This window comes from Streptomyces sp. NPDC091377 (assembly GCF_044757045.1).
GTDB lineage: Bacteria > Actinomycetota > Actinomycetes > Streptomycetales > Streptomycetaceae > Streptomyces.
The window spans coordinates 19432-42396 of the sequence record NZ_JBIVUE010000014.1; the positions used below are offsets into that span (position 1 = coordinate 19432).

23 protein-coding genes are annotated in these 22965 nt (G+C 71.1%); 9 read left to right on the forward strand and 14 right to left on the reverse strand.

Annotated features, from left to right (window positions below; translation table 11 throughout):
- Positions 1–18: 18 nt before the first annotated feature.
- The 10 genes from ACIQNG_RS27100 to ACIQNG_RS27145 all read right to left on the reverse strand — a co-directional run bounded on the left by ACIQNG_RS27100 (position 19) and on the right by ACIQNG_RS27145 (position 7837).
- Positions 19–573, reverse strand: a complete 555-nt coding sequence (locus ACIQNG_RS27100) for a TetR/AcrR family transcriptional regulator (protein WP_401488582.1) — start codon at positions 571–573, stop codon at positions 19–21.
- Positions 573–893, reverse strand: coding sequence for a DMT family transporter (locus tag ACIQNG_RS27105; protein WP_401488584.1), 321 nt, complete (start codon positions 891–893; stop codon positions 573–575). Before ACIQNG_RS27105 ends, ACIQNG_RS27100 begins: the two co-directional genes overlap by 1 nt.
- Positions 894–1042: 149 nt before the next feature.
- Positions 1043–1375: a metal-sulfur cluster assembly factor gene (locus ACIQNG_RS27110; protein WP_401427500.1), complete on the reverse strand. Its 333-nt coding sequence runs from the start codon at positions 1373–1375 to the stop codon at positions 1043–1045.
- Positions 1372–1860: a Fe-S cluster assembly sulfur transfer protein SufU gene (gene sufU / locus ACIQNG_RS27115; RefSeq protein WP_401427498.1), complete on the reverse strand. Its 489-nt coding sequence runs from the start codon at positions 1858–1860 to the stop codon at positions 1372–1374. The genes ACIQNG_RS27110 and sufU overlap by 4 nt, the downstream gene beginning before the upstream one ends.
- A 16-nt stretch (positions 1861–1876) precedes the next feature.
- Positions 1877–3133, reverse strand: coding sequence for a cysteine desulfurase (locus ACIQNG_RS27120; protein ID WP_401427495.1), 1257 nt, complete (start codon positions 3131–3133; stop codon positions 1877–1879).
- On the reverse strand, positions 3130–3894 hold the full coding sequence (sufC, locus tag ACIQNG_RS27125) for a Fe-S cluster assembly ATPase SufC (protein WP_401488587.1): 765 nt from the start codon (positions 3892–3894) through the stop codon (positions 3130–3132). Before sufC ends, ACIQNG_RS27120 begins: the two co-directional genes overlap by 4 nt.
- A gap of 7 nt (positions 3895–3901) precedes the next feature.
- Positions 3902–4222 (reverse strand): non-heme iron oxygenase ferredoxin subunit, encoded by a 321-nt coding sequence (locus tag ACIQNG_RS27130; protein ID WP_401427490.1) that lies wholly within the window; start codon positions 4220–4222, stop codon positions 3902–3904.
- Positions 4219–5403: a Fe-S cluster assembly protein SufD gene (gene sufD / locus ACIQNG_RS27135; protein WP_401427488.1), complete on the reverse strand. Its 1185-nt coding sequence runs from the start codon at positions 5401–5403 to the stop codon at positions 4219–4221. The genes ACIQNG_RS27130 and sufD overlap by 4 nt, the downstream gene beginning before the upstream one ends.
- Positions 5404–5612: 209 nt before the next feature.
- Positions 5613–7034, reverse strand: a complete 1422-nt coding sequence (gene sufB, locus ACIQNG_RS27140; RefSeq protein ID WP_401488590.1) for a Fe-S cluster assembly protein SufB — start codon at positions 7032–7034, stop codon at positions 5613–5615.
- On the reverse strand, positions 7031–7837 hold the full coding sequence (locus ACIQNG_RS27145; protein ID WP_401488591.1) for a helix-turn-helix transcriptional regulator: 807 nt from the start codon (positions 7835–7837) through the stop codon (positions 7031–7033). Before ACIQNG_RS27145 ends, sufB begins: the two co-directional genes overlap by 4 nt.
- Positions 7838–8219: 382 nt before the next feature.
- Between ACIQNG_RS27145 and ACIQNG_RS27150 the strand changes: the two genes are divergently transcribed.
- The 4 genes from ACIQNG_RS27150 (at position 8220) to ACIQNG_RS27165 (ending at position 12419) form a co-directional block, all read left to right on the forward strand.
- Positions 8220–9107 carry an aminoglycoside N(3)-acetyltransferase gene (locus ACIQNG_RS27150; protein WP_401488593.1) on the forward strand — a complete coding sequence of 296 codons (888 nt, stop codon included), beginning with the start codon at positions 8220–8222 and terminating at the stop codon, positions 9105–9107.
- Between the two features lie 288 nt (positions 9108–9395).
- On the forward strand, positions 9396–10319 hold the full coding sequence (locus ACIQNG_RS27155) for an ABC transporter ATP-binding protein (protein ID WP_401488595.1): 924 nt from the start codon (positions 9396–9398) through the stop codon (positions 10317–10319).
- Entirely contained in the window at positions 10316–11086 is a 771-nt protein-coding gene (locus ACIQNG_RS27160) for an ABC transporter permease (RefSeq protein WP_401427477.1), read from the forward strand. The genes ACIQNG_RS27155 and ACIQNG_RS27160 overlap by 4 nt, the downstream gene beginning before the upstream one ends.
- Before the next feature lie 220 nt (positions 11087–11306).
- Complete coding sequence (locus tag ACIQNG_RS27165) at positions 11307–12419, forward strand: heme A synthase (protein WP_401488808.1); 1113 nt, start codon at positions 11307–11309, stop codon at positions 12417–12419.
- Here the strand turns inward: ACIQNG_RS27165 and ACIQNG_RS27170 are convergent.
- The 4 genes from ACIQNG_RS27170 to ACIQNG_RS27185 all read right to left on the reverse strand — a co-directional run bounded on the left by ACIQNG_RS27170 (position 12374) and on the right by ACIQNG_RS27185 (position 15923).
- On the reverse strand, positions 12374–13117 hold the full coding sequence (locus ACIQNG_RS27170) for a nucleotidyltransferase domain-containing protein (protein WP_401488597.1): 744 nt from the start codon (positions 13115–13117) through the stop codon (positions 12374–12376). The genes ACIQNG_RS27165 and ACIQNG_RS27170 overlap by 46 nt on opposite strands.
- Before the next feature lie 110 nt (positions 13118–13227).
- Entirely contained in the window at positions 13228–14334 is a 1107-nt protein-coding gene (locus ACIQNG_RS27175; RefSeq protein WP_401488598.1) for an amidohydrolase family protein, read from the reverse strand.
- Between the two features lie 91 nt (positions 14335–14425).
- The gene (locus ACIQNG_RS27180; RefSeq protein WP_401488600.1) at positions 14426–14782 is read right to left on the reverse strand and encodes a hypothetical protein; all 357 of its coding nucleotides are present in this window, start codon (positions 14780–14782) and stop codon (positions 14426–14428) included.
- A 172-nt stretch (positions 14783–14954) separates the two neighbouring features.
- Positions 14955–15923: a heme o synthase gene (locus tag ACIQNG_RS27185; RefSeq protein ID WP_401427468.1), complete on the reverse strand. Its 969-nt coding sequence runs from the start codon at positions 15921–15923 to the stop codon at positions 14955–14957.
- 361 nt (positions 15924–16284) lie between these two features.
- Here ACIQNG_RS27185 and tkt point away from each other — a divergent pair, with 361 nt between their 5' ends.
- Genes tkt through pgl form a run of 5 tightly spaced genes read left to right on the forward strand, consistent with a single transcriptional unit; the run spans position 16285 to position 22938 of the window.
- Positions 16285–18393 carry a transketolase gene (gene tkt / locus ACIQNG_RS27190; RefSeq protein WP_401488602.1) on the forward strand — a complete coding sequence of 703 codons (2109 nt, stop codon included), beginning with the start codon at positions 16285–16287 and terminating at the stop codon, positions 18391–18393.
- Positions 18394–18427: 34 nt separating this feature from the next.
- On the forward strand, positions 18428–19546 hold the full coding sequence (tal, locus tag ACIQNG_RS27195; RefSeq protein WP_401427464.1) for a transaldolase: 1119 nt from the start codon (positions 18428–18430) through the stop codon (positions 19544–19546).
- A 4-nt stretch (positions 19547–19550) separates the two neighbouring features.
- Positions 19551–21098 (forward strand): glucose-6-phosphate dehydrogenase, encoded by a 1548-nt coding sequence (gene zwf, locus ACIQNG_RS27200; RefSeq protein ID WP_401488604.1) that lies wholly within the window; start codon positions 19551–19553, stop codon positions 21096–21098.
- The gene (opcA, locus tag ACIQNG_RS27205; RefSeq protein WP_401488606.1) at positions 21095–22159 is read left to right on the forward strand and encodes a glucose-6-phosphate dehydrogenase assembly protein OpcA; all 1065 of its coding nucleotides are present in this window, start codon (positions 21095–21097) and stop codon (positions 22157–22159) included. The genes zwf and opcA overlap by 4 nt, the downstream gene beginning before the upstream one ends.
- Positions 22156–22938, forward strand: a complete 783-nt coding sequence (gene pgl / locus ACIQNG_RS27210; protein WP_401427457.1) for a 6-phosphogluconolactonase — start codon at positions 22156–22158, stop codon at positions 22936–22938. The genes opcA and pgl overlap by 4 nt, the downstream gene beginning before the upstream one ends.
- Positions 22939–22965: the final 27 nt, after the last annotated feature.

The following is a 22965-nucleotide window of genomic DNA, read 5'->3' on the forward strand; positions in this document are numbered from 1 at the left end:
AACCAGCCCGGCGGCGTCTCAACCGACGGGCGGCGCAGCCGCCAGCAGCCTCCCCAGTGCCTCCCGGGCGTACGCCTCGTCGTACGGCGTGTCCGTCAGGAGCACCTGGAGGCAGATGCCGTCCATCAGGGCCACGACCGCGCGCGCGGTCAGCCGGTCGGTGTGCGGGGTGAGCAACTCCACCACCCCGTCGGACCACTCCGCGGCGACCGGCCGCAGGGCGGGCCGCCGCAGCGCGCCCACATACAGCTCGTACTCCAGCTCCACCCCCGTGCGGTCCCCGGCCAGCCAGCGGCCGAGGACCGTGGCGAGTTCGGCCGCGAGGTCGGTCCCCGCGCCCCACCCGGCGGCGCGGGTCGCCATCAGCGCGCCGAAGCTCTCGTTGCACTGCCGCAGCGCGGCGACGAGCAGTTCGTCCAGTGTCTTGAAGTGGTACGTCGTGGAGCCGAGCGGTACGTCCGCCTCGGCGGCGGCCGTGCGATGGCTCAGGCCGGAGATGCCCCTGGCCTCGACCACCCGGATCGCGGCGTCGATGATCCGCTGCCGCCGCTCGGGGTCGTAGCGCCGCACCATCAGTGCGCACCGCCCAGGTTGAGGACCACGACGCCGATGACGATCAGCGCGATCCCGGCGGCCTTGGTCACCGTCATCCCCTCCCCCAGGAACAGGGTGCCGATGACCGCGATCGCCGCGGTTCCGGCGCCGGACCAGATCGCGTACGCGGTGCCCACCGACACCGTCTGCAGCGTCTGCGCGAGCAGCGCGAACGCCACGACATACCCGACGGCCGTGATCACCGAGGGCCACAGCCGGGTGAAGCCCTCGCTGTACTTCATCGAGGTGGTCGCGGCGATCTCGGCGGCGATGGCGCCGGCCAGCAGCAGGAATCCCATGCGTACGAGCGTACACATCATGCGTACGGGCGTACACAGCGAACCGGCCCCCGGGCGCATGCCGGGGGCCGGTTCGCCACGGTCGCCGCCGCACGGCGGTGCGTCGGGGGGGGCGCGAAGTGCGGGGTGTGGGGCAGAGGGTCAGAGGGTCAGACGTTGAAGCCCAGGGCCCTCAGCTGCTCACGGCCGTCGTCCGTGATCTTGTCGGGGCCCCACGGCGGCATCCAGACCCAGTTGATGCGCAACTCGTTGACCAGGCCGTCCGTGGCGGACTTGGCCTGGTCCTCGATGACATCGGTCAGCGGACAGGCCGCCGAGGTCAGGGTCATGTCCACGGTGGCGATGTTGGACTCGTCCACATGGATGCCGTAGATCAGACCGAGGTTGACGACGTCGATGCCCAGCTCGGGGTCGACCACGTCCATCAGTGCCTCGCGCAGTTCCTCTTCCGAGGCGGGCTTGATCTCGACGGTCTCGCTCATGCCGTTTTCCTTTCAGCGGCGTCGGGGTCGGCGGTGACGGCGTCCGCGCCCAGGGCCTGGGCGGTCGCGTCCTTCCACGCCATCCAGCTCAGCAGGGCGCACTTGACCCGCGCCGGGTACTTGGAGACACCGGCGAACGCGACCGCGTCCTCCAGCACCTCCTCCATGGCGTCGTCCGGCTCGATCCGGCCTTTGGACTGCATCAGCTCCAGGAAGGTCTCCTGGATCTTCTGCGCCTCGGCCAGTTCCCTGCCGACCAGCAGATCGTTCAGGACGGACGCGCTGGCCTGGCTGATCGAGCAGCCCTGGCCCTCGTAGGAGACGTCGTCGATCCGGGTGCCGTCGTACTTCACCCGCAGCGTGATCTCGTCGCCGCAGGTCGGGTTCACATGGTGCACCTCGGCGTCGCCGTCCCTCAGACCACGCCCGTGCGGGTGCTTGTAGTGGTCCAGGATGACTTCCTGGTACATCGAGTCCAGCTTCACCGTTTCAGCACGCCCCTCAGCCGAAGAAGTTCCGTACGTGCTCCAAGCCGTCGACCAGTGCGTCGATCTCGGCCGGCGTGGAGTACAGATAGAACGACGCTCGCGTGGTCGCGGGAATTCCGTAGCGCAGGCAGACGGGGCGGGCGCAGTGGTGGCCGACCCGGACCGCGATGCCCTGCTCGTCCAGGACCTGGCCCACATCATGGGGGTGGATGTCACCGAGCGTGAAGGAGATCGCCGCGCCCCGGTCCTCGGCCGTGGCGGGACCGATGATCCTCAGGTCCGGGACCTCAAGAAGCCGCTTGACCGCGTACTCGGTGAGCGCGTGCTCATGGGCGAGGATCTTGTCCATGCCGAGGGCGTCGAGGTAGTCGATGGCCGCGCCCAGACCGACCGCCTGGGCGATCGGGGGGGTGCCCGCCTCGAACTTGTGCGGCGCGGGGGCGTACGTCGAGGAGTGCATCGACACGGTCTCGATCATCTCGCCGCCGCCCAGGAACGGAGGCAGGTCCTCCAGCAGCTCCTGGCGGCCCCACAGCACACCGATACCGGTCGGGGCGCACATCTTGTGGCCGGTGAAGGCCACGAAGTCGGCCTGGAGCGACTGGACGTCCAGCGGCATGTGCGGCGCGGCCTGCGAGGCGTCGATGCAGACCAGCGCGCCGACCTCCTGCGCGCGGCGCACTATCGCCTCGACCGGGTTGACCGTGCCCAGGATGTTGGAGACCAGGACGAAGGACACGATCTTCGTCTTCTCCGTGATGACCTCGTCGATGTTGGACAGGTCGAGCCGGCCGTCGTCGGTGAGGCCGAACCACTTCAGCTTCGCGCCCGTGCGCTGCGACAGCAGCTGCCAGGGGACGATGTTGGAGTGGTGCTCCATCTCCGTGATGACGATCTCGGTGTCCGCGTCCACCCGGTAGGGCTCGTCGGCCCAGCCGAGCATGTTGGCCACCAGGTTCAGCGATTCGGAGGCGTTCTTGGTGAAGATCACCTCGTCACGGCTGGGCGCGTTGATGAAGTCCGCGACCTTGTCGCGCGCGCCCTCGTACAGCGCCGTGGCCTCCTCGGCGAGCACATGCACACCGCGGTGGACGTTGGCGTTGTGGCGCTCGTAGTACTCGCTCAGGGCGTCCAGCACCTGGCGCGGCTTCTGCGAGGTCGCCGCGTTGTCCAGGTACACGAGCTTCCTGCCGTCGTGGACCTGGCGGTCCAGGATGGGGAAGTCCTTGCGGATCGCCTCGATGTCGAGGAGGCCCGGCAGCTGTGTCACGCGGATGCGCCACCCTTCACGTATGCCTCGTAGCCCTCGTTCTCCAGCTTGTCCGCCAGCTCCGGGCCGCCGGACTCGGCGATCTTCCCGCCCGCGAAGACATGGACGTGGTCGGGCTTGATGTAGCGCAGGATGCGCGTGTAGTGGGTGATCAGCAGGGTGCCGACCTCGCCGCTCTCGCGGACCCGGTTGACGCCCTCGGAGACCACCCGCAGCGCGTCCACGTCGAGGCCGGAGTCGGTCTCGTCGAGGATCGCGATCTTCGGCTTGAGCAGTTCGAGCTGGAGGATCTCGTGACGCTTCTTCTCACCGCCGGAGAAGCCCTCGTTGACGTTGCGCTCGGCGAAGGCGGGGTCCATGTTGAGGCGCTGCATGGCCTCCTTGACCTCCTTCACCCAGGTGCGCAGCTTGGGGGCCTCGCCGCGGATGGCGGTGGCGGAGGTGCGCAGGAAGTTGGAGACGGAGACGCCGGGGACCTCGACCGGGTACTGCATGGCGAGGAACAGGCCCGCGCGGGCGCGTTCGTCCACGGACATCTCCAGGACGTCCTCGCCGTCGAGCAGGACGGTGCCGCTGGTGATCGTGTACTTGGGGTGACCGGCGAGGGAGTAGGCGAGGGTCGACTTGCCGGAGCCGTTGGGGCCCATGATGGCGTGGGTCTCGCCCTGCTTCACGGTGAGGTCGACGCCCTTGAGGATCTCCTTCGTGGCGTTGTCGGTCTCGACGGTGACGTGCAGGTCTCGGATTTCAAGCGTAGCCATGGGTGTCTCAGGACTCCTGGGTGAGGGAGACGAGTACGTCGTCGCCTTCGATCTTTACGGGGTATACGGGGACGGGACGCGTCGCGGGGAGGCCGGACGGCTTGCCGGTGCGCAGGTCGAAGGTGGAGCCGTGCAGCCAGCACTCGATGGAGCAGTCCTCCACCTCGCCCTCGGAGAGCGAGACGTTGGCGTGCGAGCAGATGTCGTAGATGGCGAACACCTCGCCCTCGGTGTGCACGACGGAGACCGGCGTGCCGTCGAGTTCCACCCGCTTCGGGGTGTCCGTCTCCAGCTCGCTGAGCCCGCACACGCGTACGTAGGTGCTCATGCGACGGCGGCCTCCAGCTCCTGTTCGATCCGGGTGATGAGCCGCTCCTGGACGTCGGCGATGCCGATCTGCTGGACCAGCTCGGCGAAGAAGCCACGCACCACCAGACGGCGGGCGTCCTGCTCGGCGATGCCGCGGGCCATCAGGTAGAAGAGCTGCTCGTCGTCGAAACGGCCGGTGGCGGAGGCGTGGCCGGCGCCGACGATCTCGCCGGTCTCGATCTCCAGGTTGGGCACCGAGTCGACCCGCGCGCCGTCCGTGAGGACGAGGTTGCGGTTCATCTCGTAGGTGTCGGTGCCCTCCGCGGCGGCCTCGATGAGGACGTCGCCGATCCACACCGCGTGGGCGTTCTCACCCTGGAGGGCGCCCTTGTAGACCACGTTGGACTTGCAGTGCGGGACGTTGTGGTCGACCAGCAGCCGGTGTTCCTGGTGCTGGCCGGCGTCGGTGAAGTACAGGCCGAACAGCTCGGCCTCGCCGCCGGGGCCCGCGTAGGCCACCCGCGGGTGCAGCCGTACGACGTCGCCGCCGAAGGTGACGACCACGGACTTGAAGGAGGCGTCGCGGCCGACGAGGGCGTTGTGCTGCCCGATGTGGACGGCCTTGTCGTCCCAGTCCTGGACGGAGACGACGGTGAGCTTGGCGCCGTCGCCCAGGACGTACTCGACGTTGGCGGCGAGGACCGCGTCACCGGTGTGGTCGATGACGACCAGGGCCTCGGCGAAGGCGCCCAGCTCGATGACCTGGTGGCCGTAGGCGACCCCGCCCTCGCCGTGCACGGCGATCCGGATGGGCTCGGTGAGCTGGGTGTCCTTGGGGACGGTGACGATCCCGGCCTGTTCGAACGCGGAGTACGCCTGGGCGGCGACCCGGTCGACGGGGGCACCGGCCCGGCCGAGGCGGGCGTCGTCGCGGCCGACGGACTCGACGGTGACGCCCTCGGGGGCCTCGATGGCGACCTTCACTCCGGTGCCGGTGGCCACGGCGGTGCCGTCGTGCAGCCCGCGCAGGCGCTCCAGCGGGGTGAACCGCCACTCCTCCTCCCGGCCGTGGGGGACGGGGAAGTCCGCCACGTCGAAGGACGGGGGCGCGCTCATGCGCGTGGCGACGGTCGACTCGGCGGCCACCGCGATCGAGCCGGCGGTGGTGGAGCCCACCGGGATACTTTGAGCCTCAGCCATGGCTGTCGGTCTGCTCTCTTCCATACGATTGCGATCTTCGGCCCGCCTTGGGGAGGCGGGCCGCCTGCTGCTGGGCCGGCGGGCGGGCCGGACGGGCCCCGCTGTGCCGGGGCGGTCCGGCCGCCGCGCCGGGAGCTTCGGCCGCGGTGCCGGTGGGGCGACGGGCCGGTGGGGGCGAGCCGGTGGAGGCGGGCCGGTGGGGGCGGGCCTCAGCCGACCGCGCCTTCCATCTGCAGCTCGATCAGCCGGTTGAGCTCCAGGGCGTACTCCATGGGCAGTTCCTTGGCGATCGGCTCGACGAAGCCGCGCACGATCATCGCCATCGCCTCGAACTCGCTCAGACCCCGGCTCATCAGGTAGAAGAGCTGGTCCTCGGAGACCTTGGAGACGGTCGCCTCGTGGCCCATGGAGACGTCGTCCTCGCGGACGTCGACGTAGGGGTAGGTGTCGGAGCGGGAGATGGTGTCCACGAGCAGCGCGTCGCACAGCACGTTGGACTTGGCGCCCGAGGCGCCCTCGCCGATCTCGATCAGACCGCGGTAGGAGGTACGGCCGCCGCCGCGCGCCACGGACTTCGACACGATGTTGGACGAGGTGTTCGGCGCCATGTGGACCATCTTGGCGCCGGCGTCCTGGTGCTGGCCCTCGCCCGCGAAGGCGATGGAGAGGGTCTCGCCCTTGGCGTGCTCGCCCATGAGGTAGACGGCGGGGTACTTCATCGTCACCTTGGAGCCGATGTTGCCGTCGACCCATTCCATGGTGGCGCCCTCGTAGGCGACGGCGCGCTTGGTGACCAGGTTGTAGACGTTGTTCGACCAGTTCTGGATGGTCGTGTAGCGGCAGCGGGCGTTCTTCTTGACGATGATCTCGACCACGGCGCTGTGCAGCGAGTCCGACTTGTAGATCGGCGCGGTACAGCCCTCGACGTAGTGCACGTAGGCGCCCTCGTCGACGATGATCAGGGTGCGCTCGAACTGGCCCATGTTCTCGGTGTTGATCCGGAAGTACGCCTGGAGCGGGATCTCCACGTGGACGCCCGGCGGGACGTAGATGAAGGAGCCGCCGGACCACACCGCGGTGTTCAGCGAGGCGAACTTGTTGTCACCGACCGGGATGACGGTGCCGAAGTACTCCTTGAACAGCTCCGGGTGCTCCTTGAGCGCCGTGTCGGTGTCCAGGAAGATGACGCCCTGCTCCTCCAGGTCCTCGCGGATCTGGTGGTAGACGACCTCCGACTCGTACTGGGCGGCGACACCGGCCACGAGGCGCTGCTTCTCGGCCTCGGGGATGCCCAGCTTGTCGTAGGTGTTCTTGATGTCCTCGGGCAGGTCCTCCCAGGACTCCGCCTGCTTCTCCGTGGAGCGCACGAAGTACTTGATGTTGTCGAAGTCGATGCCCGACAGGTCCGAGCCCCAGTTCGGCATGGGCTTCTTCTCGAAGAGCCGGAGGCCCTTGAGACGGAGCTTGGTCATCCACTCCGGCTCGGACTTCTTCCCGGAGATGTCCCGGACGACCTCCTCGCCGAGGCCGCGCTTGGCCGCGGCACCGGCCGCGTCGGAGTCGGCCCAGCCGTATTCGTAGTTGCCCAGTCCTTCGAGTTCGGGGTGGGCAGTCTCCGTGGGGAGCGTCATGCGGGGTTCCTCCCGGCCGTGCGTGCGGATGCGTGGGTATGAGATTCGGAGGTATCGGAGGTATCGGAGGTATCAGAGGTATCGGTATGCGGTTCGGACATCCCGGTCGTCGTGGAGATCTTCGGGATGAACGTCGTGCAGACGCCGTCGCCGTGGGCGATGGTGGCCAGCCGTTGGACGTGCGTGCCGAGCAGCTCGGCGAACAGCTCCGTCTCGGCCTCGCACAGCTGGGGGAACTGCTCGGCGACGTGGGCGACCGGGCAGTGGTGCTGGCAGAGCTGCTCGCCCGTGCGCGGCTCGGGGGCGCTGCGCGCGGTAGCAGCGTACCCGTCGGCGCTCAGGGCCTTGGCCAGGGCTTCGGTGCGCTGCTCGGGGGGCGCCGCGTCGACGGCCGCGCGGTACGCGTCCGCGAGGGCGGCGATCCGGGCGCGGGCGAAGGCGGCGACCGCCTCGCCGCCGCCGTGCCGCTCGGCGATCCAGGTCAGGGCGTCGGCGGCGAGCTTGTCGTAGGACTGGTCGAAGGCGTCCCGGCCGCAGTCGGTCAGCGCGAACACCTTGGCGGGCCGGCCGCGCGTACGGGCGCCGTAGACGCGCTGCTCGCGGGCTTCCACGACGTCGTCGGTGAGCAGTCCGTCGAGGTGCCGGCGGACGGCGGCCGGGGTGAGCCCCAGCCGCTTGGCCAGCTCGGTGACGGTGGAGGGGCCGTGGTCCAGGATGGATCGCGCGACGCGGTTGCGCGTGGGACGGTCCGAGCGCAGCCCCGCCGCGAGCTCCTCCTGCGGGGCCTCGCCGACGTTTTTCACAACGCCATTGTTGCGTAATTCCTCAGACCCTGACAAGCCGCGTCCGCGGGGGTGAACGGTGCCCTGCGTCACTTAGGCATACCTAAGCTGACCTGCGGAAACGATCTCTGATCGATCATTCTCGCCGGTCAGACGGGGGGTGGGCGGCGCGCGAGCACCGGCTGGGACCGGGTGCCCGGGACCCGCCGAGCCCATGGATTCACCTCCGGCAGGGGGGTGAGGACGGGGCTGATCGGGGGCCGATCGGGGGGCTCGGGTCCGGCGGGACGGCCTCCGGCAGCGGAACTCCGGCGGGGCGGTCCGGGGGGGCGTCCAGTCGGGAAGGGGGCGTGGTGGATATTCGGTGGCATACGTGAGGTTCGAGCGGGGAAACTGCCGGATCATGTCTGCCACCAGCGCCCCCGACACCCCTGACACCCCTGACGGCACCGACAGCACCGGCGGCACCGGCGGCTACGCCGACGTCGCGCCGATCGGGCCGCTCGTCACCCGTGGCTCCCTCGCCGGGGAACTGCGCGAGGCGGGGGTGCGGGAGGGCGAGACCCTGCTCGTGCACTCCTCGCTCCGCTCGCTCGGGTGGGTCTGCGGAGGGCCCGTCGCGGTGGTGCGGGCGCTGCTCGACGTGCTCGGCCCGGAGGGCACCCTGGTGGTCCCCACCCAGACCGGCGGTCTCTCCGACCCGGCGGCCTGGAGCGCCCCGCCGGTGCCGGAGGAGTGGTGGGACACCATCCGCGCCACCCTGCCCGCCTACGACCCCCTGATCACCCCGTCCCGCGGCATGGGCGCGATCCCGGAGGCCGTCCGCACCTGGCCCGGTGCCCTGCGCAGCGCCCACCCCCAGACCTCCTTCGCCGCCCTCGGCCCCCGCGCCGCCGAGATCACCGAGGGCCACGCCACCGACTGCCGGCTCGGCGAGCGCAGCCCGCTGGCCCGGCTGGAACGGCTCGGCGCCCGGGTGCTGCTGCTCGGCGTCGGCTACGACGCCTGCACCAGCTTCCATCTCGCCGAGTACCGCGTGCCCTCCCCCCGCGCCCTGGTCGGCCGTCCGGCACCCGGCGGCTGGGAAGTGGTGACCGAACTTGCCATCACCTCCGAGCGCTTCGACGAACTGGGCCACGACTTCGAGCGGGACCGCCCCGTCGTACGGGCCACCGCCGGCGCCGCCGACCTCCGGCTGTTCCCGGTCGCCGACGCCGTGGCCTACGCCGAGAAGTGGCTGGCGGTGCACCGGCCACGGGAGGAGGAGCTGATGGTGGAGGGAACCGAGTAGCCGCCCGACGGCCCCGCGCCCCGGCCGCTCCCCCGCGCACCCCCACCGCTCCCGCCCCCGCCCGTCCGGAACCCCGGCGGCGGAACCTAGGGCCCGTCGTTCGGATCATCCCGGCGTCGCGGGGTCTGGCACGCGGATCTGCGGCGTTGTCGTCGGTTGCCGACGCTCCGCGTCGCCGCCCTCCTCCGCCTTGCAGCTCCACGCACCAGACCCCGCTCGGCCCGACCGGACAGCACCGCTTCCTCACAGCCGGGCTGATCCAAACGACAGACCCTAGACTCTGGACCCATGCGAAGTGAGCCCGTGGTCCAGGCCGACGCCTTGGTGAAGCGGTACGGCGAGAAGACCGCGGTCGACCGGCTCGACCTGACGGCACGGGCCGGCGTGACCGCCGTGCTCGGACCCAACGGCGCCGGCAAGACGACCACCGTCGAACTCTGCGAGGGATACCACCGGCCCGACGCGGGCACCGTACGCGTGCTCGGACTGGACCCGGTGCGCAACTCCCGCGAGCTGCTGCCCCGGATCGGGGTGATGCTCCAGAGCGGCGGGGTCTACTCCGGCGCCCGCGCCGAGGAGATGCTCCGCCATGTGGCCCGGCTGCACGCCCACCCCCTCGACGTGGGCGCGCTGATCGAGCGCCTCGGCCTCGGCTCCTGCGGCCGTACCGGCTACCGCAGGCTCTCCGGCGGGCAGAAGCAGCGGCTCGCCCTCGCGATGGCCGTCGTGGGCCGCCCCGAGCTGGTCTTCCTGGACGAGCCCACCGCCGGTCTCGACCCCCAGGCCCGCCGCGCCACCTGGGACCTGGTCCGCGAGCTGCGGACCGACGGGGTCTCCGTGATCCTCACCACGCACCACATGGACGAGGCCGAGCAGCTCGCCGACGATGTCGCGATCATCGACGCCGGACGGGTCATAGCCCAGGGCTCCCCCGAGGAGCTGTGCCGCGGCGGCGCCGAGAACACCCTGCGCTTCACCGGCCGCCCGGGCCTCGACATCGCCTCGCTGCTCAAGGCGCTCCCCACGGACAGCGCGGCGGCCGAGCTGACCCCGGGCGCCTACCGGGTCACCGGCACGGTCGACCCCCAGCTCCTCGCCACGGTCGCCTCCTGGTGCGCCCAGAACGGGGTGATGCCGGACCGTATCTCCGTCGAGCGGCACACCCTCGAAGACGTCTTCCTCGAACTGACCGGCAAGGAGCTGCGCGGATGAGCGGCACGGGCACCTACACCCCCCGGCCCGGCGCGGCCCCGCTCCCCCGCATGATCGCGGCGCAGGCGGCGCTGGAGACCCGCATGCTGCTGCGCAACGGCGAACAGCTCCTGCTCACCGTGATCATCCCGACCCTGCTGCTGGTGCTGTTCAGCACGGTCGACGTCGTGGACACCGGCGCGGGCGAGTCCGTCGACTTCCTCGCGCCCGGCATCCTCGCCCTCGCGGTGATGTCGACCGCGTTCACCGGCCAGGCCATCGCGACCGGCTTCGAGCGGCGCTACGGCGTGCTCAAGCGGCTCGCCGCCTCGCCGCTGCCGCGCTGGGGTCTGATGACCGCGAAAACGCTGGCGGTGCTGGTCACCGAGGTACTGCAAGTGCTCCTCGTCACCGCGATCGCCCTCGCCCTCGGCTGGTCGCCGCAGGGCGACCCGTTCTCCGTCCTGCTGCTGCTGGTGCTCGGCACCGCCGCGTTCTCCGGGCTCGGGCTGCTGATGGCGGGCACCCTCAAGGCCGAGGCGACGCTCGCCGCCGCCAACCTGGTCTTTCTGCTGCTGCTCGTCGGCGGCGGGGTGATCGTGCCGCTGGACCGGTTCCCGGACGCCGCCCAGGACGTGCTCGGTCTGCTGCCCATCACCGCGCTGTCCGACGGGCTGCGCGAGGTGCTCCAGCACGGAGCCGGGCCGCCCTGGGGGAACCTCGCGATCCTCACCGGCTGGGCCGTGGCGGGGCTGGCGGCGGCCGGGCGGTTCTTCCGCTGGGAGTGACTGCGGGAGTGACAGCGGGAGTGACGGCGGGAGTGACGGCGGGAGTGACGGCGGGAGTGAGGGCGGGAGTGACGGCGGGAGTGATCCGCGGCGGTGACGGCGGCGGTGACTGCCTGGTCAGGCGGGTGGCCGGGCGGGCGCACCCGACCGACAGGCCCGCCATCGGCCCCCTCGTGAACGAGTGCACAAGCCGCCTTCTACGATAGGCACCGTGCCAAAGCTGACCCGCGCGGACACCCAAGCCGCCCTGCGCAACCCCCTCGCCTTCATCGCGGCGCGCTGGACGCCCGACCCGCGAACGGTCCGGCGGGCCGCGCTCGTCGCGCTCGTCATGGCGGTGACCATCGTCGTCACCGGCGGCGCCGTCCGGCTGACCGGCTCCGGTCTGGGCTGCCCGACCTGGCCCAAGTGCACCGACGACTCGCTCACCGCCACCCGGGAGATGGGCCTGCACGGCATCATCGAGTTCGGCAACCGGCTGCTGACCTATGTGCTGTGCGCGGCCGTCGGCTGGGCGATCATCGCCGCCCGCTCCACCAAGCCGTACCGGCGTGAACTGACCCGGCTGGGCTGGGCGCAGTTCTGGGTGGTCATGGGCAACGCGGTGCTCGGCGGCATCGTCGTCCTCGTCGGCCTCAACCCGTACACGGTCGCCCTGCACTTCCTGCTCTCCACCGCGCTGATCGCGGTCGCGACGGTGATGTGGCAGCGCGCCCGCGAGGGCGACACCCCGCCGCGCCCCCTGGTCGGCAGCGTGGTCCAGCAGCTCGTGTGGGTGCTGGTCGGGGTGACGGTGCTGCTGATCGCCGTCGGCACGGTCGTCACCGGCGCCGGTCCGCACGCCGGTGACTCCAGCGACGTACCGCGGATGGACGTGCCGTGGGACGACGTCTCCCGGCTGCACGCGGTGCTGGCCTGGATCGTGGTGACGCTGACCTTCGCCCTGTGGTTCGTCCTCAAGGCCGTGGACGCCCCGAAGGGGCCGCTCGACCGCACCCGGGACCTGTTCCTGATCCTGCTGGCGCAGGGCGTGATCGGGTACGTCCAGTACTTCACGGACCTTCCCGAAGTCCTGGTCGGCGCCCACATGTTCGGCTCCTGCCTGGTGTGGATCGCCACCCTGCGGGTGCTGCTGTCCCTGCGCGAGCGCCCCCTGCCCGAAGACTCCGGGTCCGGGGAAGCCGAGGAATCCGGGGAAGCAGGGGAAGCAGGATCCGGGGCGGCCGGGGGGTCCGGGGACGTCTCGCAGGCGGCCGGGGGATCGACGCCGGTTCCCGCCCCCACCCCTCAGCCGTACGAGGCCACCAGCGCGTCGATGGCCGGGCCCAGGTAGTCCCGGGTCAGCCGGGCGCGGCGCTGCGACCACTCCTCGTCCGCGGCCCGCGCGGGAGCGCCGTAGCGGCGGCTCCTGACGTCCGCGACCACCTCCTCCGGCGCCCCCATCCCGGGCAGCAGGTCCAGGGCCTCTCCCTTGGAGATCAGCCGGCCGTCCTGAAGGGTGACGGTGGCGCGGGCCAGGGTGATCAGGCCGTGGTCGACCCAGATGTCCCGGGTCCACAGCTCCGCCTTGTCGACCATCGGCCGCCAGAACTCCCGCTGGTCGCGTACGACGAACGCGGCCAGCTCGCTGTCCGGCACCGGCGGCAGCAACGCGGCGGGCGGCGCCCCGTGCAGCACCCGGCCGAAGTCGAGCAGCTCCCGGCGGGCGACCGGGGTGACGGGGCGCCGGAACAGTTCCTCGTGCGCCCAGGTCAGATGACGGCGCCCGGCTCCCGCCGCGGTCTGCGGGGTCAGATACGAGCAGTGCAGCTCGGCCGCGAGCGGCTCGGCCCGCAGCCGGGCGTGGAGCAGCGCCAGCCGCCAGACGGTGCGCGCGGTGAGCGGCGCGGGGAGGACGGCGACCAGGTCGAGGTCGCTGCGGCCCTCCTGGTAGTCACCGCCGGCCAGTGAGCCGTGCACCCACACGGCGACGGGTCGGTGCGGGGCGAGATCGGCGACGAAGCGGTCGAGCAGGTGCTGGGTGATCGGCATGGGCCCATTGTTCACGAGGAGGCGGCGGCCGGGCCGCTGTTTCCCACACCTGACTCCGGTGCCCCCCACCTGCTCCAGTGACCCCCCACCCGCCTCCGGCTCACTCCGGCTCACCCCAGGCCGTAGACCCGTTCCGCGTTGCCCGACGCGATCAGCCCGGCGACCCGGTGCGCGTCCCCCGACGACCAGGCGCCGTCGGCCACCCAGCCGCCCAGCACCCGGCCCAGTGCCTCCCGGAACAGCCGTGCCGCGACCACATGCAGTTCGGGCAGCCCGCTCGCCCCGCTGGAGAAGAGGAGCTTGCCGAAGGGGGCGAGTTCCAGGAGTTCGGCGAGGACGGTGGCGGCGCGGGCGCCGGTGCGGGCGAGGGCGGCGCCCGAGTCGGCGTACACATGGGGGAAGGCCCCGGCCAGATGGGCGGCGTGCCGGTGGTAGGGGTAGCCGTGCAGCAGGACCAGATCGGTGCCGAGGCCCGCGGTGGCCCGTACGAAGTCGGTCAGCAGCACCGGGTCCGTACGGTCGAGGCGCGCGCCGGGCTCCCCCATCCCGGCGGGGAGTTGCAGGGGGCGGCCGGAGGCGACGGCGCTCCACAGCAGATGGCGCAGGAGCACCGGGTCGTGCAGCGGTTCGCCGACCCGGCGCGTGGCCAGCCAGCGGGCCGCGGCGCCGCGCACCTCGCCGGGTCCCGGCGGTTCGGGGGTCAGGGCGAGGCCGTGGCGCAGTCCGGCGACCGAGGTGAAGGCGGCCACCTGCGCGGCGGCGCCGTGCACGGACTCGGCGAGGTTGGCGAGGAAGGACTCGACCGTGCCGGAGGTGTCGGCGATCTGTTCGGCGAGGGGTTCGAGGCGGACGGTCTCGCGGACCTCGGCGTCGGCGGTGGCGGAGAGTTCGTCGGGGTCGGTGAGGTCGCCGGGGAGTCCGGTGTCGACGAGGTAGGTGGTGATGCCGCTGCCGCGCAGCAGCCGCCGGCTGGATTCCAGGACGCCGAGTTCGCGGCGGCGGGCCAGATAGCGGGCGGGGGAGCAGTGCGGTTCCAGGCCGAGGAGCGGGGGGCACCAGCGGCGGACCGCGAAGCCCGTCTGGGTGTCGAAGAGGGTGGTGCCGGCGGCGGGTGGGCCCTCGGTGCGTAAGAGGTGGGCCTCGAAGGTGCCGAGGCCCAGTTCCGTGCGGAGCACTCCGTGGCAGTGCTGGTCCACCAGTGACGGGGTGTTGATCATGTGGGCTCCCGGGTGGGCGTCGCGTCGCCTTCCGGGAGTCCTAACGGGTGAGCCGGGGTTCAGGTGTTGCGCGCCCCCGGGGCGGTGTCAGTCAGCCGTTCCCCACTTGGATGCCGGCCATGCGCTTCCACTCGTAGGCGCCGGTCCGCACCTTGGCGGCGAACTCGCCGTCGAAGGTCTCGTGGCGGGTGATGCCCGCTGTCTCGACCGCCCGCTCGGCGACGGCGTACGTGGGGGCGACCAGGTCGCCCCAGCCGCCGTCCTCGCCGACGAGCACGATACGGGCGCCGCGCTCACCGAGGTAGGCGATCTGGCTTTCGGCGCCGCCGTGCTTCCTGGCGAAGGAGCCGATCTGCCGGGCGAGCCGGGCCGCGTCGCGCTCGGCCCTCTTCGCGTCCTTCGCGTCCTTCGCGCCCGACGCCCCGTCCACCTGCTGCGTGTCTGCCATGACCAGGATGCTACCGATGGGTAGGCGGGGTGGGTAGGTGACCCGTGCCTCAGTGGCAGCGGTCCGCGCCCGCCCCCTGCCGAAGGAAGGGTGTCAGCGCCTGCCCCTGCCGCAGGAAGCGTGTCAGCGCCTGCCCCTGCGCAGGAAGGGTGTCCGCCCTGCCCCCGCACCGCTACCGCAGGAAGGGATCCACCGCCACGGCGACGAAGAGCAGGGAGACATAGGTGATCGACCAGTGGAACAGCCGCATCTCCTTCAGCTTCCCGCCCGTGACCTCGGCCTTCGCCCGGTGGTGCAGGGCGTGGGCCTCCCACAGCCACCAGCCGCCGGCGGCCAGCGCGACCAGGGTGTAGAACCAGCCGGTGTAGCCGAGGGGGGTGAGCAGGAGGGAGACGGCGACCATGACCCAGCTGTAGATCACGATCTGCTTGGCGACGACCTTGTTGGAGGCGATCACCGGCAGCATCGGGACGCCGACGCGGGCGTAGTCCTCCTTCACCTTCATGGACAGCGGCCAGTAGTGCGGCGGGGTCCAGAAGAAGATGACCAGGAAGAGGATGAGCGGGGCCCAGGTCAACGAGTTGGTGACGGCGCTCCAGCCGATGAGGACCGGCATACAGCCGGCGATGCCGCCCCAGACGATGTTCTGCGAGGTGCGGCGCTTGAGGATCATCGTGTAGACGACGACGTAGAAGAGGAGCGCGCCGAGGGAGAGCCAGGCCGAGAGCCAGTTGACGGTCAGGCCGAAGAGCAGGGTGGAGCCGATGGCGAGGGTGATGCCGAAGGCGAGGCACTCGCGGGGGCTGACCATGCCGGTGACCAGGGGGCGCTGGGAGGTGCGGTCCATCAGCGCGTCGATGTCGCGGTCGATGTACATGTTGAGCGCGTTGGCGCCGCCCGCGGAGAGGTAGCCGCCGACGCAGGTGAGCAGCACCAGCGTCAGGTCGGGTACGCCCTGTTCCGCCAGGAACATCACCGGAACGGTGGTGATGAGCAGCAGCTCGATGATCCGTGGCTTGGTCAGCGCCACGAACGCCTTGACACGGGCCCCGATCGGCCGGTGACTCGGGCTCTGGCTCGTCCCGATTACCCCCGCAGGACGGGATTCAACGGCCGTCACGCACACCCCTGACAGAGACATCCCAGCGAGCCTCCCCGTGTGAAGTCCCGGTAAAGGCTCGCGCGTACCACGCCACTTTAGACGTTGCCCAGACCCGGATATTCGCGGGGGTGGGGTCGTGTCCGGAGGTGCCCCCGGAAGAGCCGGTCGGGCCCTGTCCGAGCAGCGGGGCGGGGGCCGTCGTATTCATGTGTCGAGGGGTGCGCGTCGGTCGGGAGGGAGGGTCGGCGGGCCCCGTCGGGAGGCGGATCCCCGAGAGTCCCGGCAGTCTGGAATGACGCGAAAAACGCACGTACGCACAAGGGTAGGCTCGACAACGGCCGGGTGCGCGATGCACCGGCATTCGACATGCGCGACATGTGGAGAGGAGCCCTGACTCAGGGTGAGCACCAAGCCGACCACCACAGACCTCGACTGGACCGAAACGGACCAGCGGGCTGTCGACACCGCCCGCGTCCTGGCCGCCGACGCCGTACAGAAGGTCGGTAACGGCCATCCCGGTACGGCCATGAGCCTGGCGCCCGCCGCGTACACCCTGTTCCAGAAGGTGATGCGGCACGACCCTGCGGACGCCGACTGGGTCGGGCGCGACCGTTTCGTGCTGTCCGCCGGACACTCGTCCCTGACCCTCTACACCCAGCTGTACCTGGCCGGTTTCGGTCTGGAGCTGGGCGATCTGGAAGCGTTCCGCACCTGGGGCTCGAAGACCCCGGGGCACCCCGAGTACGGGCACACCACCGGGGTGGAGACCACGACCGGTCCGCTGGGGCAGGGGGTCGCCAACGCCGTGGGCATGGCGATGGCCGCGCGCTACGAGCGTGGGCTGTTCGACCCGGACGCGCCCGAGGGCACGTCCCCGTTCGACCACTTCATCTACTGCATCGCCGGTGACGGCTGCCTCCAGGAGGGCATCTCCGCCGAGGCGTCCTCGATGGCGGGCCACCAGAAGCTCGGCAACCTGGTGCTGCTGTGGGACGACAACCACATCTCGATCGAGGGCGACACGGAGACCGCGGTCTCCGAGGACACCACCAAGCGGTACGAGGCGTACGGCTGGCATGTGCAGCGCGTGGCGCCCCAGCCGGACGGCGATCTGGACCCACACGCGATCTACAACGCGATCGAGGCCGCGAAGCGGGTGACGGACCGGCCGTCGTTCATCGCGATGCGCTCGATCATCGCCTGGCCCGCGCCGAACGCGCAGGGCACCGAGGCCGCGCACGGCTCGGCGCTGGGCGCTGAGGAGGTCGCGGCCACCAAGCGGGTCCTCGGCTTCGACCCGGAGCAGTCCTTCCACGTCGCCGACGAGGTCATCAACCACACCCGGCGGGCCGTGGAGCGGGGCCGGCAGGCCCGCGCCGAGTGGGAGAAGTCGTTCCAGGAGTGGCGCGGCAACAACCCGGAGCGCGCCGCCGAGTACGACCGGATCGCCCGGGGCGAGCTGCCGACCGGCTGGGAGGAGAAGATCCCGGTCTTCGAGACCGGCCAGGGTGTCGCCACCCGGGCCGCGTCCGGCAAGGTGCTCCAGGCGCTGGGCGCGGTGATCCCGGAGCTGTGGGGCGGCTCGGCCGACCTCGCGGGCTCCAACAACACGACGATCGACAAGACGTCGTCGTTCCTGCCCGAGGGCAATCCGCTGCCGGGTGCCGACCCGTACGGCCGCACGATCCACTTCGGTATCCGCGAGCACTCCATGGGCGCGGAGATCAACGGCATCGCGCTGCACGGCAACACCCGGATCTACGGCGGCACGTTCCTCGTGTTCTCCGACTACATGCGCAACGCGGTACGGCTGTCGGCGCTGATGCATCTGCCGGTGACGTTCGTGTGGACGCACGACTCGGTCGGGCTCGGCGAGGACGGTCCCACCCATCAGCCGGTGGAGCATCTGGCGTCGCTGCGGGCCATCCCGGGGCTGAACGTGGTGCGGCCGGCCGACGCCAACGAGACGGCGATCGCCTGGCGGGAGATCCTGCGCCGCTACACCAAGGAGTTCGGCAAGGGCGCCCCGCACGGTCTGGCGCTGACCCGGCAGGGGGTGCCGACCTACGAGCTGAACGAGGACGCCGCGCGCGGTGGGTACGTGCTCGCCGAGGCGGGCTCCGGCTCGCCCGAGGTGATCCTGATCGCGACCGGCTCCGAGGTGCACCTCGCCGTGGAGGCGCGGGAGGCGCTGGAGGCCGACGGGGTGGCGACGCGGGTGGTGTCGATGCCGTCCGTGGAGTGGTTCGAGGAGCAGGACCGGGCGTACCGGGAGAGTGTGCTGCCGCCGTCGGTGCGGGCGCGGGTCTCCGTCGAGGCGGGGATCGGGCTGACCTGGCACAAGTACGTCGGGGAGGACGGCCGGATCGTCTCGCTGGAGCACTTCGGGGCGTCCGCGGACGGCAAGGTGCTCTTCAAGGAGTTCGGCTTCACCGCGGAGAACGTGGTGGACAAGGCCAGGGAGTCCCTCGCCGCCGCCCGGGAATCGATCGCCGCCGCCCGGCGCTGACGCTGACATACGACACGTAGGAGATGCAATTTCCATGACGGACGCACTGAAGCGCCTCTCCGAGGAAGGCGTCGCGATCTGGCTGGACGATCTGTCGCGCAAGCGGATCACGTCCGGCAATCTGGGCGAGCTGATCGACCAGAGCCATGTCGTCGGCGTCACCACCAACCCGACGATCTTCCAGAAGGCGATCAGCAGCGGTGACGGCTACGAGCCGCAGCTCACGGATCTGGCCGCGCGCAAGGTGACCGTGGAGGAAGCGGTCCGGATGATCACCACGGCGGACGTCCGGGACGCGGCCGACATCCTGCGCCCGGTGTTCGACAGCACCAACGGGCAGGACGGCCGGGTCTCCATCGAGGTGGACCCGCGGCTGGCCCACCACACCCGGGCGACGGTCGCCGAGGCCAAGCAGCTGGCCTGGCTGGTGGACCGGCCCAACACCCTGATCAAGATCCCGGCGACGAAGGCGGGCCTGCCGGCCATCACCGAGGTGATCGGCAACGGCATCAGCGTCAATGTCACGCTGATCTTCTCGCTGGAGCGTTACCGGGAGGTCATGAACGCCTACCTGGCGGGGCTGGAGCAGGCCCGGGCCAAGGGCCTGGATCTGTCGCTGATCCACTCGGTGGCGTCGTTCTTCGTGTCCCGGGTGGACAGCGAGATCGACAAGCGGCTCGACGCCCTGGGCACCGACGAGGCCAAGGCGCTGCGCGGCAAGGCCGCCGTCGCCAACGCCCGGCTCGCCTACGAGGCGTACGAGGAGGTCTTCGCCGGGGAGCGCTGGGCCGCCCTGGAGCGGGCGGGCGCCAACAAGCAGCGTCCGCTGTGGGCGTCGACCGGTGTGAAGGACCCGGCGTACAAGGACACCCTGTACGTGGTCGACCTGGTGGCGCCGAACACGGTGAACACCATGCCGGAGGCCACCTTGACCGCCACCGAGGACCACGGCGAGATCACCGGGAACACCGTCGCCGGGACCTACGGGCAGGCGCGCGCCGACCTCGCCGCGATCGAGAAGCTCGGGATCGCGTACGACGATGTGGTGCAGGTCCTGGAGGACGAGGGCGTCGACAAGTTCGAGGCGTCCTGGAACGACCTGCTGGCCTCGACCGAGGCGGTACTCAAGCGGCTCGCGCCTTCGGAGGGCTGACCCCTTGTCTCCCCTTCCTGGCGTTGCCGGCAGCGGGGCCAACCCGCTCCGTGACCCCGCCGACCGACGGCTCCCGCGTATCGCGGGGCCGTCGGGCCTGGTGATCTTCGGCGTCACGGGCGACCTGTCCCGGAAGAAGCTGATGCCCGCGGTGTACGACCTCGCCAACCGGGGTCTGCTGCCGCCGGGCTTCTCGCTGGTCGGGTTCGCCCGCCGCGAGTGGCAGAACGAGGACTTCGCGCAGGAGGTCCACGACGCCGTCAAGGAGCACGCCCGTACCCCGTTCCGTGAGGAGGTCTGGCAGCAGCTCATCCAGGGGATGCGCTTCGTGCAGGGCACCTTCGACGACGACGAGGCGTTCGAGCGGCTGCGCGACACGATCGACGAGCTGGACAAGGCGCAGGGCACGGGCGGCAACTTCGCCTTCTACCTGTCGGTGCCGCCGCGCTCGTTCCCGGTGGTCATCCAGCAGCTCAAGAAGCACGGGCTGGCCGACCAGACGGGCGGCTCCTGGCGCCGTGCGGTGATCGAGAAGCCCTTCGGGCACGATCTGCGGTCGGCCGAGGACCTGAACCATGTCGTGCACGAGGTGTTCGCCCCGGACCAGGTGTTCCGGATCGATCACTACCTCGGCAAGGAGACCGTCCAGAACATCCTGGCGCTGCGGTTCGCCAACACGATGTTCGAGCCGATCTGGAACCGGTCCTTCGTGGACCATGTGCAGATCACGATGGCCGAGGACATCGGCATCGGCGGCCGGGCCGGGTACTACGACGGCATCGGCGCCGCCCGTGATGTGATCCAGAACCACCTGCTCCAGTTGCTGGCGCTGACCGCGATGGAGGAGCCCGCCTCCTTCGGCGCGGACGCGCTGGCCGCCGAGAAGACCAAGGTGCTCGGGGCGGTGCGGCTGCCGAAGGACCTGGGCCGGGACACCGTGCGCGCCCAGTACGCGGCGGGCTGGCAGGGCGGTGAGAAGGCCGTCGGCTATCTGGAGGAGGACGGCATCGACCCGCGCTCGACCACCGACACCTACGCGGCGGTCAAGCTGGAGATCGACAACCGCCGCTGGGCGGGCGTCCCCTTCTATCTGCGCACCGGCAAGCGGCTGGGGCGGCGGGTCACCGAGATCGCGGTGGTCTTCCAGCGCGCCCCGCACTCCCCGTTCGACACCACCGCCACCGAGGAGCTGGGCCAGAACGCGATCGTGATCCGCGTCCAGCCCGACGAGGGCGTCACCGTGCGCTTCGGCTCCAAGGTGCCGGGCACATCGATGGAGATCCGGGACGTGTCCATGGACTTCGCGTACGGCGAGTCGTTCACGGAGTCCAGCCCGGAGGCGTACGAGCGGCTGATCCTCGATGTGCTGCTCGGCGACTCCAACCTCTTCCCGCGTACGGAGGAGGTCGAGCTGTCCTGGAAGATCCTCGACCCGATCGAGGAGTACTGGGACGCGAGCGGGAAGCCCGCGCAGTACCCGTCGGGGACCTGGGGTCCGGTCGAGGCGGACGAGATGCTCGAACGAGACGGACGGAGCTGGCGCCGGCCATGAAGATAGACCTCACCGACACCACGGCCAGCAAGATAAACAAGGCGCTGGTGCAGGGCCGCCGCGCGATCGGCACGCCCGCCGTCGGCATGGTCCTCACCCTCGTCATCGTCACCGACGAGGAGAACGCCTACGACGCCCTGAAGGCCGCGAACGACGCCTCGCGCGAGCACCCCTCGCGCACCCTGGTGGTCATCAAGCGGCAGGCCCGTTCGCCGCGCGACCGCACCCAGTCCAAGCTGGACGCGGAGGTGCGGGTGGGCGCGGAGGCGGGTACCGGGGAGACCGTGGTGCTGCGGCTGTACGGCGACGTGGTGGGGCACGCCCAGTCGGTGGTGCTGCCGCTGCTGCTGCCGGACGCCCCGGTCGTCGTGTGGTGGCCGGTCAACGCGCCGCTCGACCCGGCGAAGGATCCGCTGGGCGCGCTCGCCCAGCGCCGGGTCACCGACACCTACGCGGCCGAGCAGCCGGTGCGGGAGCTGACCGAGCGGGCCGCGAACTACACCCCCGGCGACACGGATCTGTCGTGGACCCGGATCACGCCCTGGCGTTCGATGCTGGCCGCGGCGCTGGACCAGGTCGTGTGCGAGGTGCAGGGCGTGGAGGTCGAGGGCGAGGAGTTCAACCCGAGCTGTGAGCTGCTCGCCATGTGGCTCGCGGACCGGCTGGGCGTGCCGGTGAAGCGTTCGCTGTCCGGTGGGCCGGGGCTGACCGCCGTACGGATGGAGACGGACTGCGGTCCGATCGTGCTGGACCGGGCGGACGGCTCGCTGGCGACGCTGTCCATCGAGGGCCAGCCGGACCGGGCGGTGGCGCTGAAGCGGCGGGAGACGGCCGAGCTGATCGCGGAGGAGCTGCGGCGGCTCGACCCGGACGACACGTACGCCTCGGCGCTGCGGTTCGGGGTGGAGCGGCTCGACGCGCAGGCCGCGCAAGCGGCGGCGGCCGAGGCCGCTGACGCGCCGGAGGCGGCGGCCGGGGCCACGGCCGATTCCCCGGGTGGGGCGGCGGCGGGCCGGAAGGCCGCGAAGAAGGCTCCGGCGAAGAAGGCGGCGGCCAAGTGAGCACTCCGCAGCTGGTCGTGCACCGCGACAAGGAGCTGATGGCGCAGGCCGCCGCGGCCCGGCTGATCACCAGGATCGTGGACGCGCAGGCGTCGCGCGGCAGCGCCTCGGTGGTGCTGACGGGCGGGCGCAACGGCAACGGTCTGCTGGCCGCGCTGGCCGCGGCGCCCGCGCGGGACGCGATCGACTGGGCGCGGCTGGAGCTGTGGTGGGGTGACGAGCGCTACCTGCCCGAGGGTGACCCGGAGCGCAATGTCACCCAGGCCCGGCAGGCGCTGCTGGACTCCGTGCCGCTGGACCCGAAGCGGGTGCACGCCATGCCGGCGTCGGACGGCCCGTTCGGCGCGGACGTGGAGTCGGCGGCGGCGTCCTACGCCGAGGAGCTGGCGGGGGCGGCGGGGCCCGAGAACCACGGCCCGGTGCCGGTGTTCGACGTGCTGCTGCTGGGGGTGGGGCCGGACACGCATGTGGCGTCCCTGTTCCCCGAGCTTCCCGCGGTGCGGGAGACGGACCGTACGGTGGTCGGGGTGCACGGGGCGCCGAAGCCGCCGCCGACCCGGGTGACGCTGACGCTGCCGGCGATCCGGGCGGCCCGTGAGGTGTGGTTGCTGGCGGCCGGTGAGGACAAGGCGAACGCCGTGGCCATCGCCCTGTCGGGCGCGGGCGAGATCCAGGCACCCGCGGCGGGCGCCAGGGGCCGGGCCCGCACGTTGTGGCTGCTGGACTCGGCGGCGGCCTCGCAGTTGCCGCGGTCGCTGTATCCGCAGGCGTCCGCGTGACGCCCGCCCGCTGACCGGGAGAACCGG

Coding starts and splice junctions, on each gene's coding strand:
- opcA (WP_401488606.1), top strand. CDS start 21,095: ATGAAGATAGACCTCACCGACACCACGGCCAGCAAGATAAACAAGGCG.
- ACIQNG_RS27110 (WP_401427500.1), bottom strand. CDS start 1,375: ATGAGCGAGACCGTCGAGATCAAGCCCGCCTCGGAAGAGGAACTGCGC.
- ACIQNG_RS27175 (WP_401488598.1), bottom strand. CDS start 14,334: ATGATCAACACCCCGTCACTGGTGGACCAGCACTGCCACGGAGTGCTC.
- ACIQNG_RS27160 (WP_401427477.1), top strand. CDS start 10,316: ATGAGCGGCACGGGCACCTACACCCCCCGGCCCGGCGCGGCCCCGCTC.
- sufD (WP_401427488.1), bottom strand. CDS start 5,403: ATGGCTGAGGCTCAAAGTATCCCGGTGGGCTCCACCACCGCCGGCTCG.
- ACIQNG_RS27155 (WP_401488595.1), top strand. CDS start 9,396: ATGCGAAGTGAGCCCGTGGTCCAGGCCGACGCCTTGGTGAAGCGGTAC.
- sufC (WP_401488587.1), bottom strand. CDS start 3,894: ATGGCTACGCTTGAAATCCGAGACCTGCACGTCACCGTCGAGACCGAC.
- ACIQNG_RS27150 (WP_401488593.1), top strand. CDS start 8,220: ATGTCTGCCACCAGCGCCCCCGACACCCCTGACACCCCTGACGGCACC.
- ACIQNG_RS27170 (WP_401488597.1), bottom strand. CDS start 13,117: ATGCCGATCACCCAGCACCTGCTCGACCGCTTCGTCGCCGATCTCGCC.
- ACIQNG_RS27185 (WP_401427468.1), bottom strand. CDS start 15,923: ATGTCTCTGTCAGGGGTGTGCGTGACGGCCGTTGAATCCCGTCCTGCG.
- tal (WP_401427464.1), top strand. CDS start 18,428: ATGACGGACGCACTGAAGCGCCTCTCCGAGGAAGGCGTCGCGATCTGG.
- sufB (WP_401488590.1), bottom strand. CDS start 7,034: ATGACGCTCCCCACGGAGACTGCCCACCCCGAACTCGAAGGACTGGGC.
- ACIQNG_RS27100 (WP_401488582.1), bottom strand. CDS start 573: ATGGTGCGGCGCTACGACCCCGAGCGGCGGCAGCGGATCATCGACGCC.
- ACIQNG_RS27130 (WP_401427490.1), bottom strand. CDS start 4,222: ATGAGCACCTACGTACGCGTGTGCGGGCTCAGCGAGCTGGAGACGGAC.
- ACIQNG_RS27105 (WP_401488584.1), bottom strand. CDS start 893: ATGGGATTCCTGCTGCTGGCCGGCGCCATCGCCGCCGAGATCGCCGCG.
- ACIQNG_RS27180 (WP_401488600.1), bottom strand. CDS start 14,782: ATGGCAGACACGCAGCAGGTGGACGGGGCGTCGGGCGCGAAGGACGCG.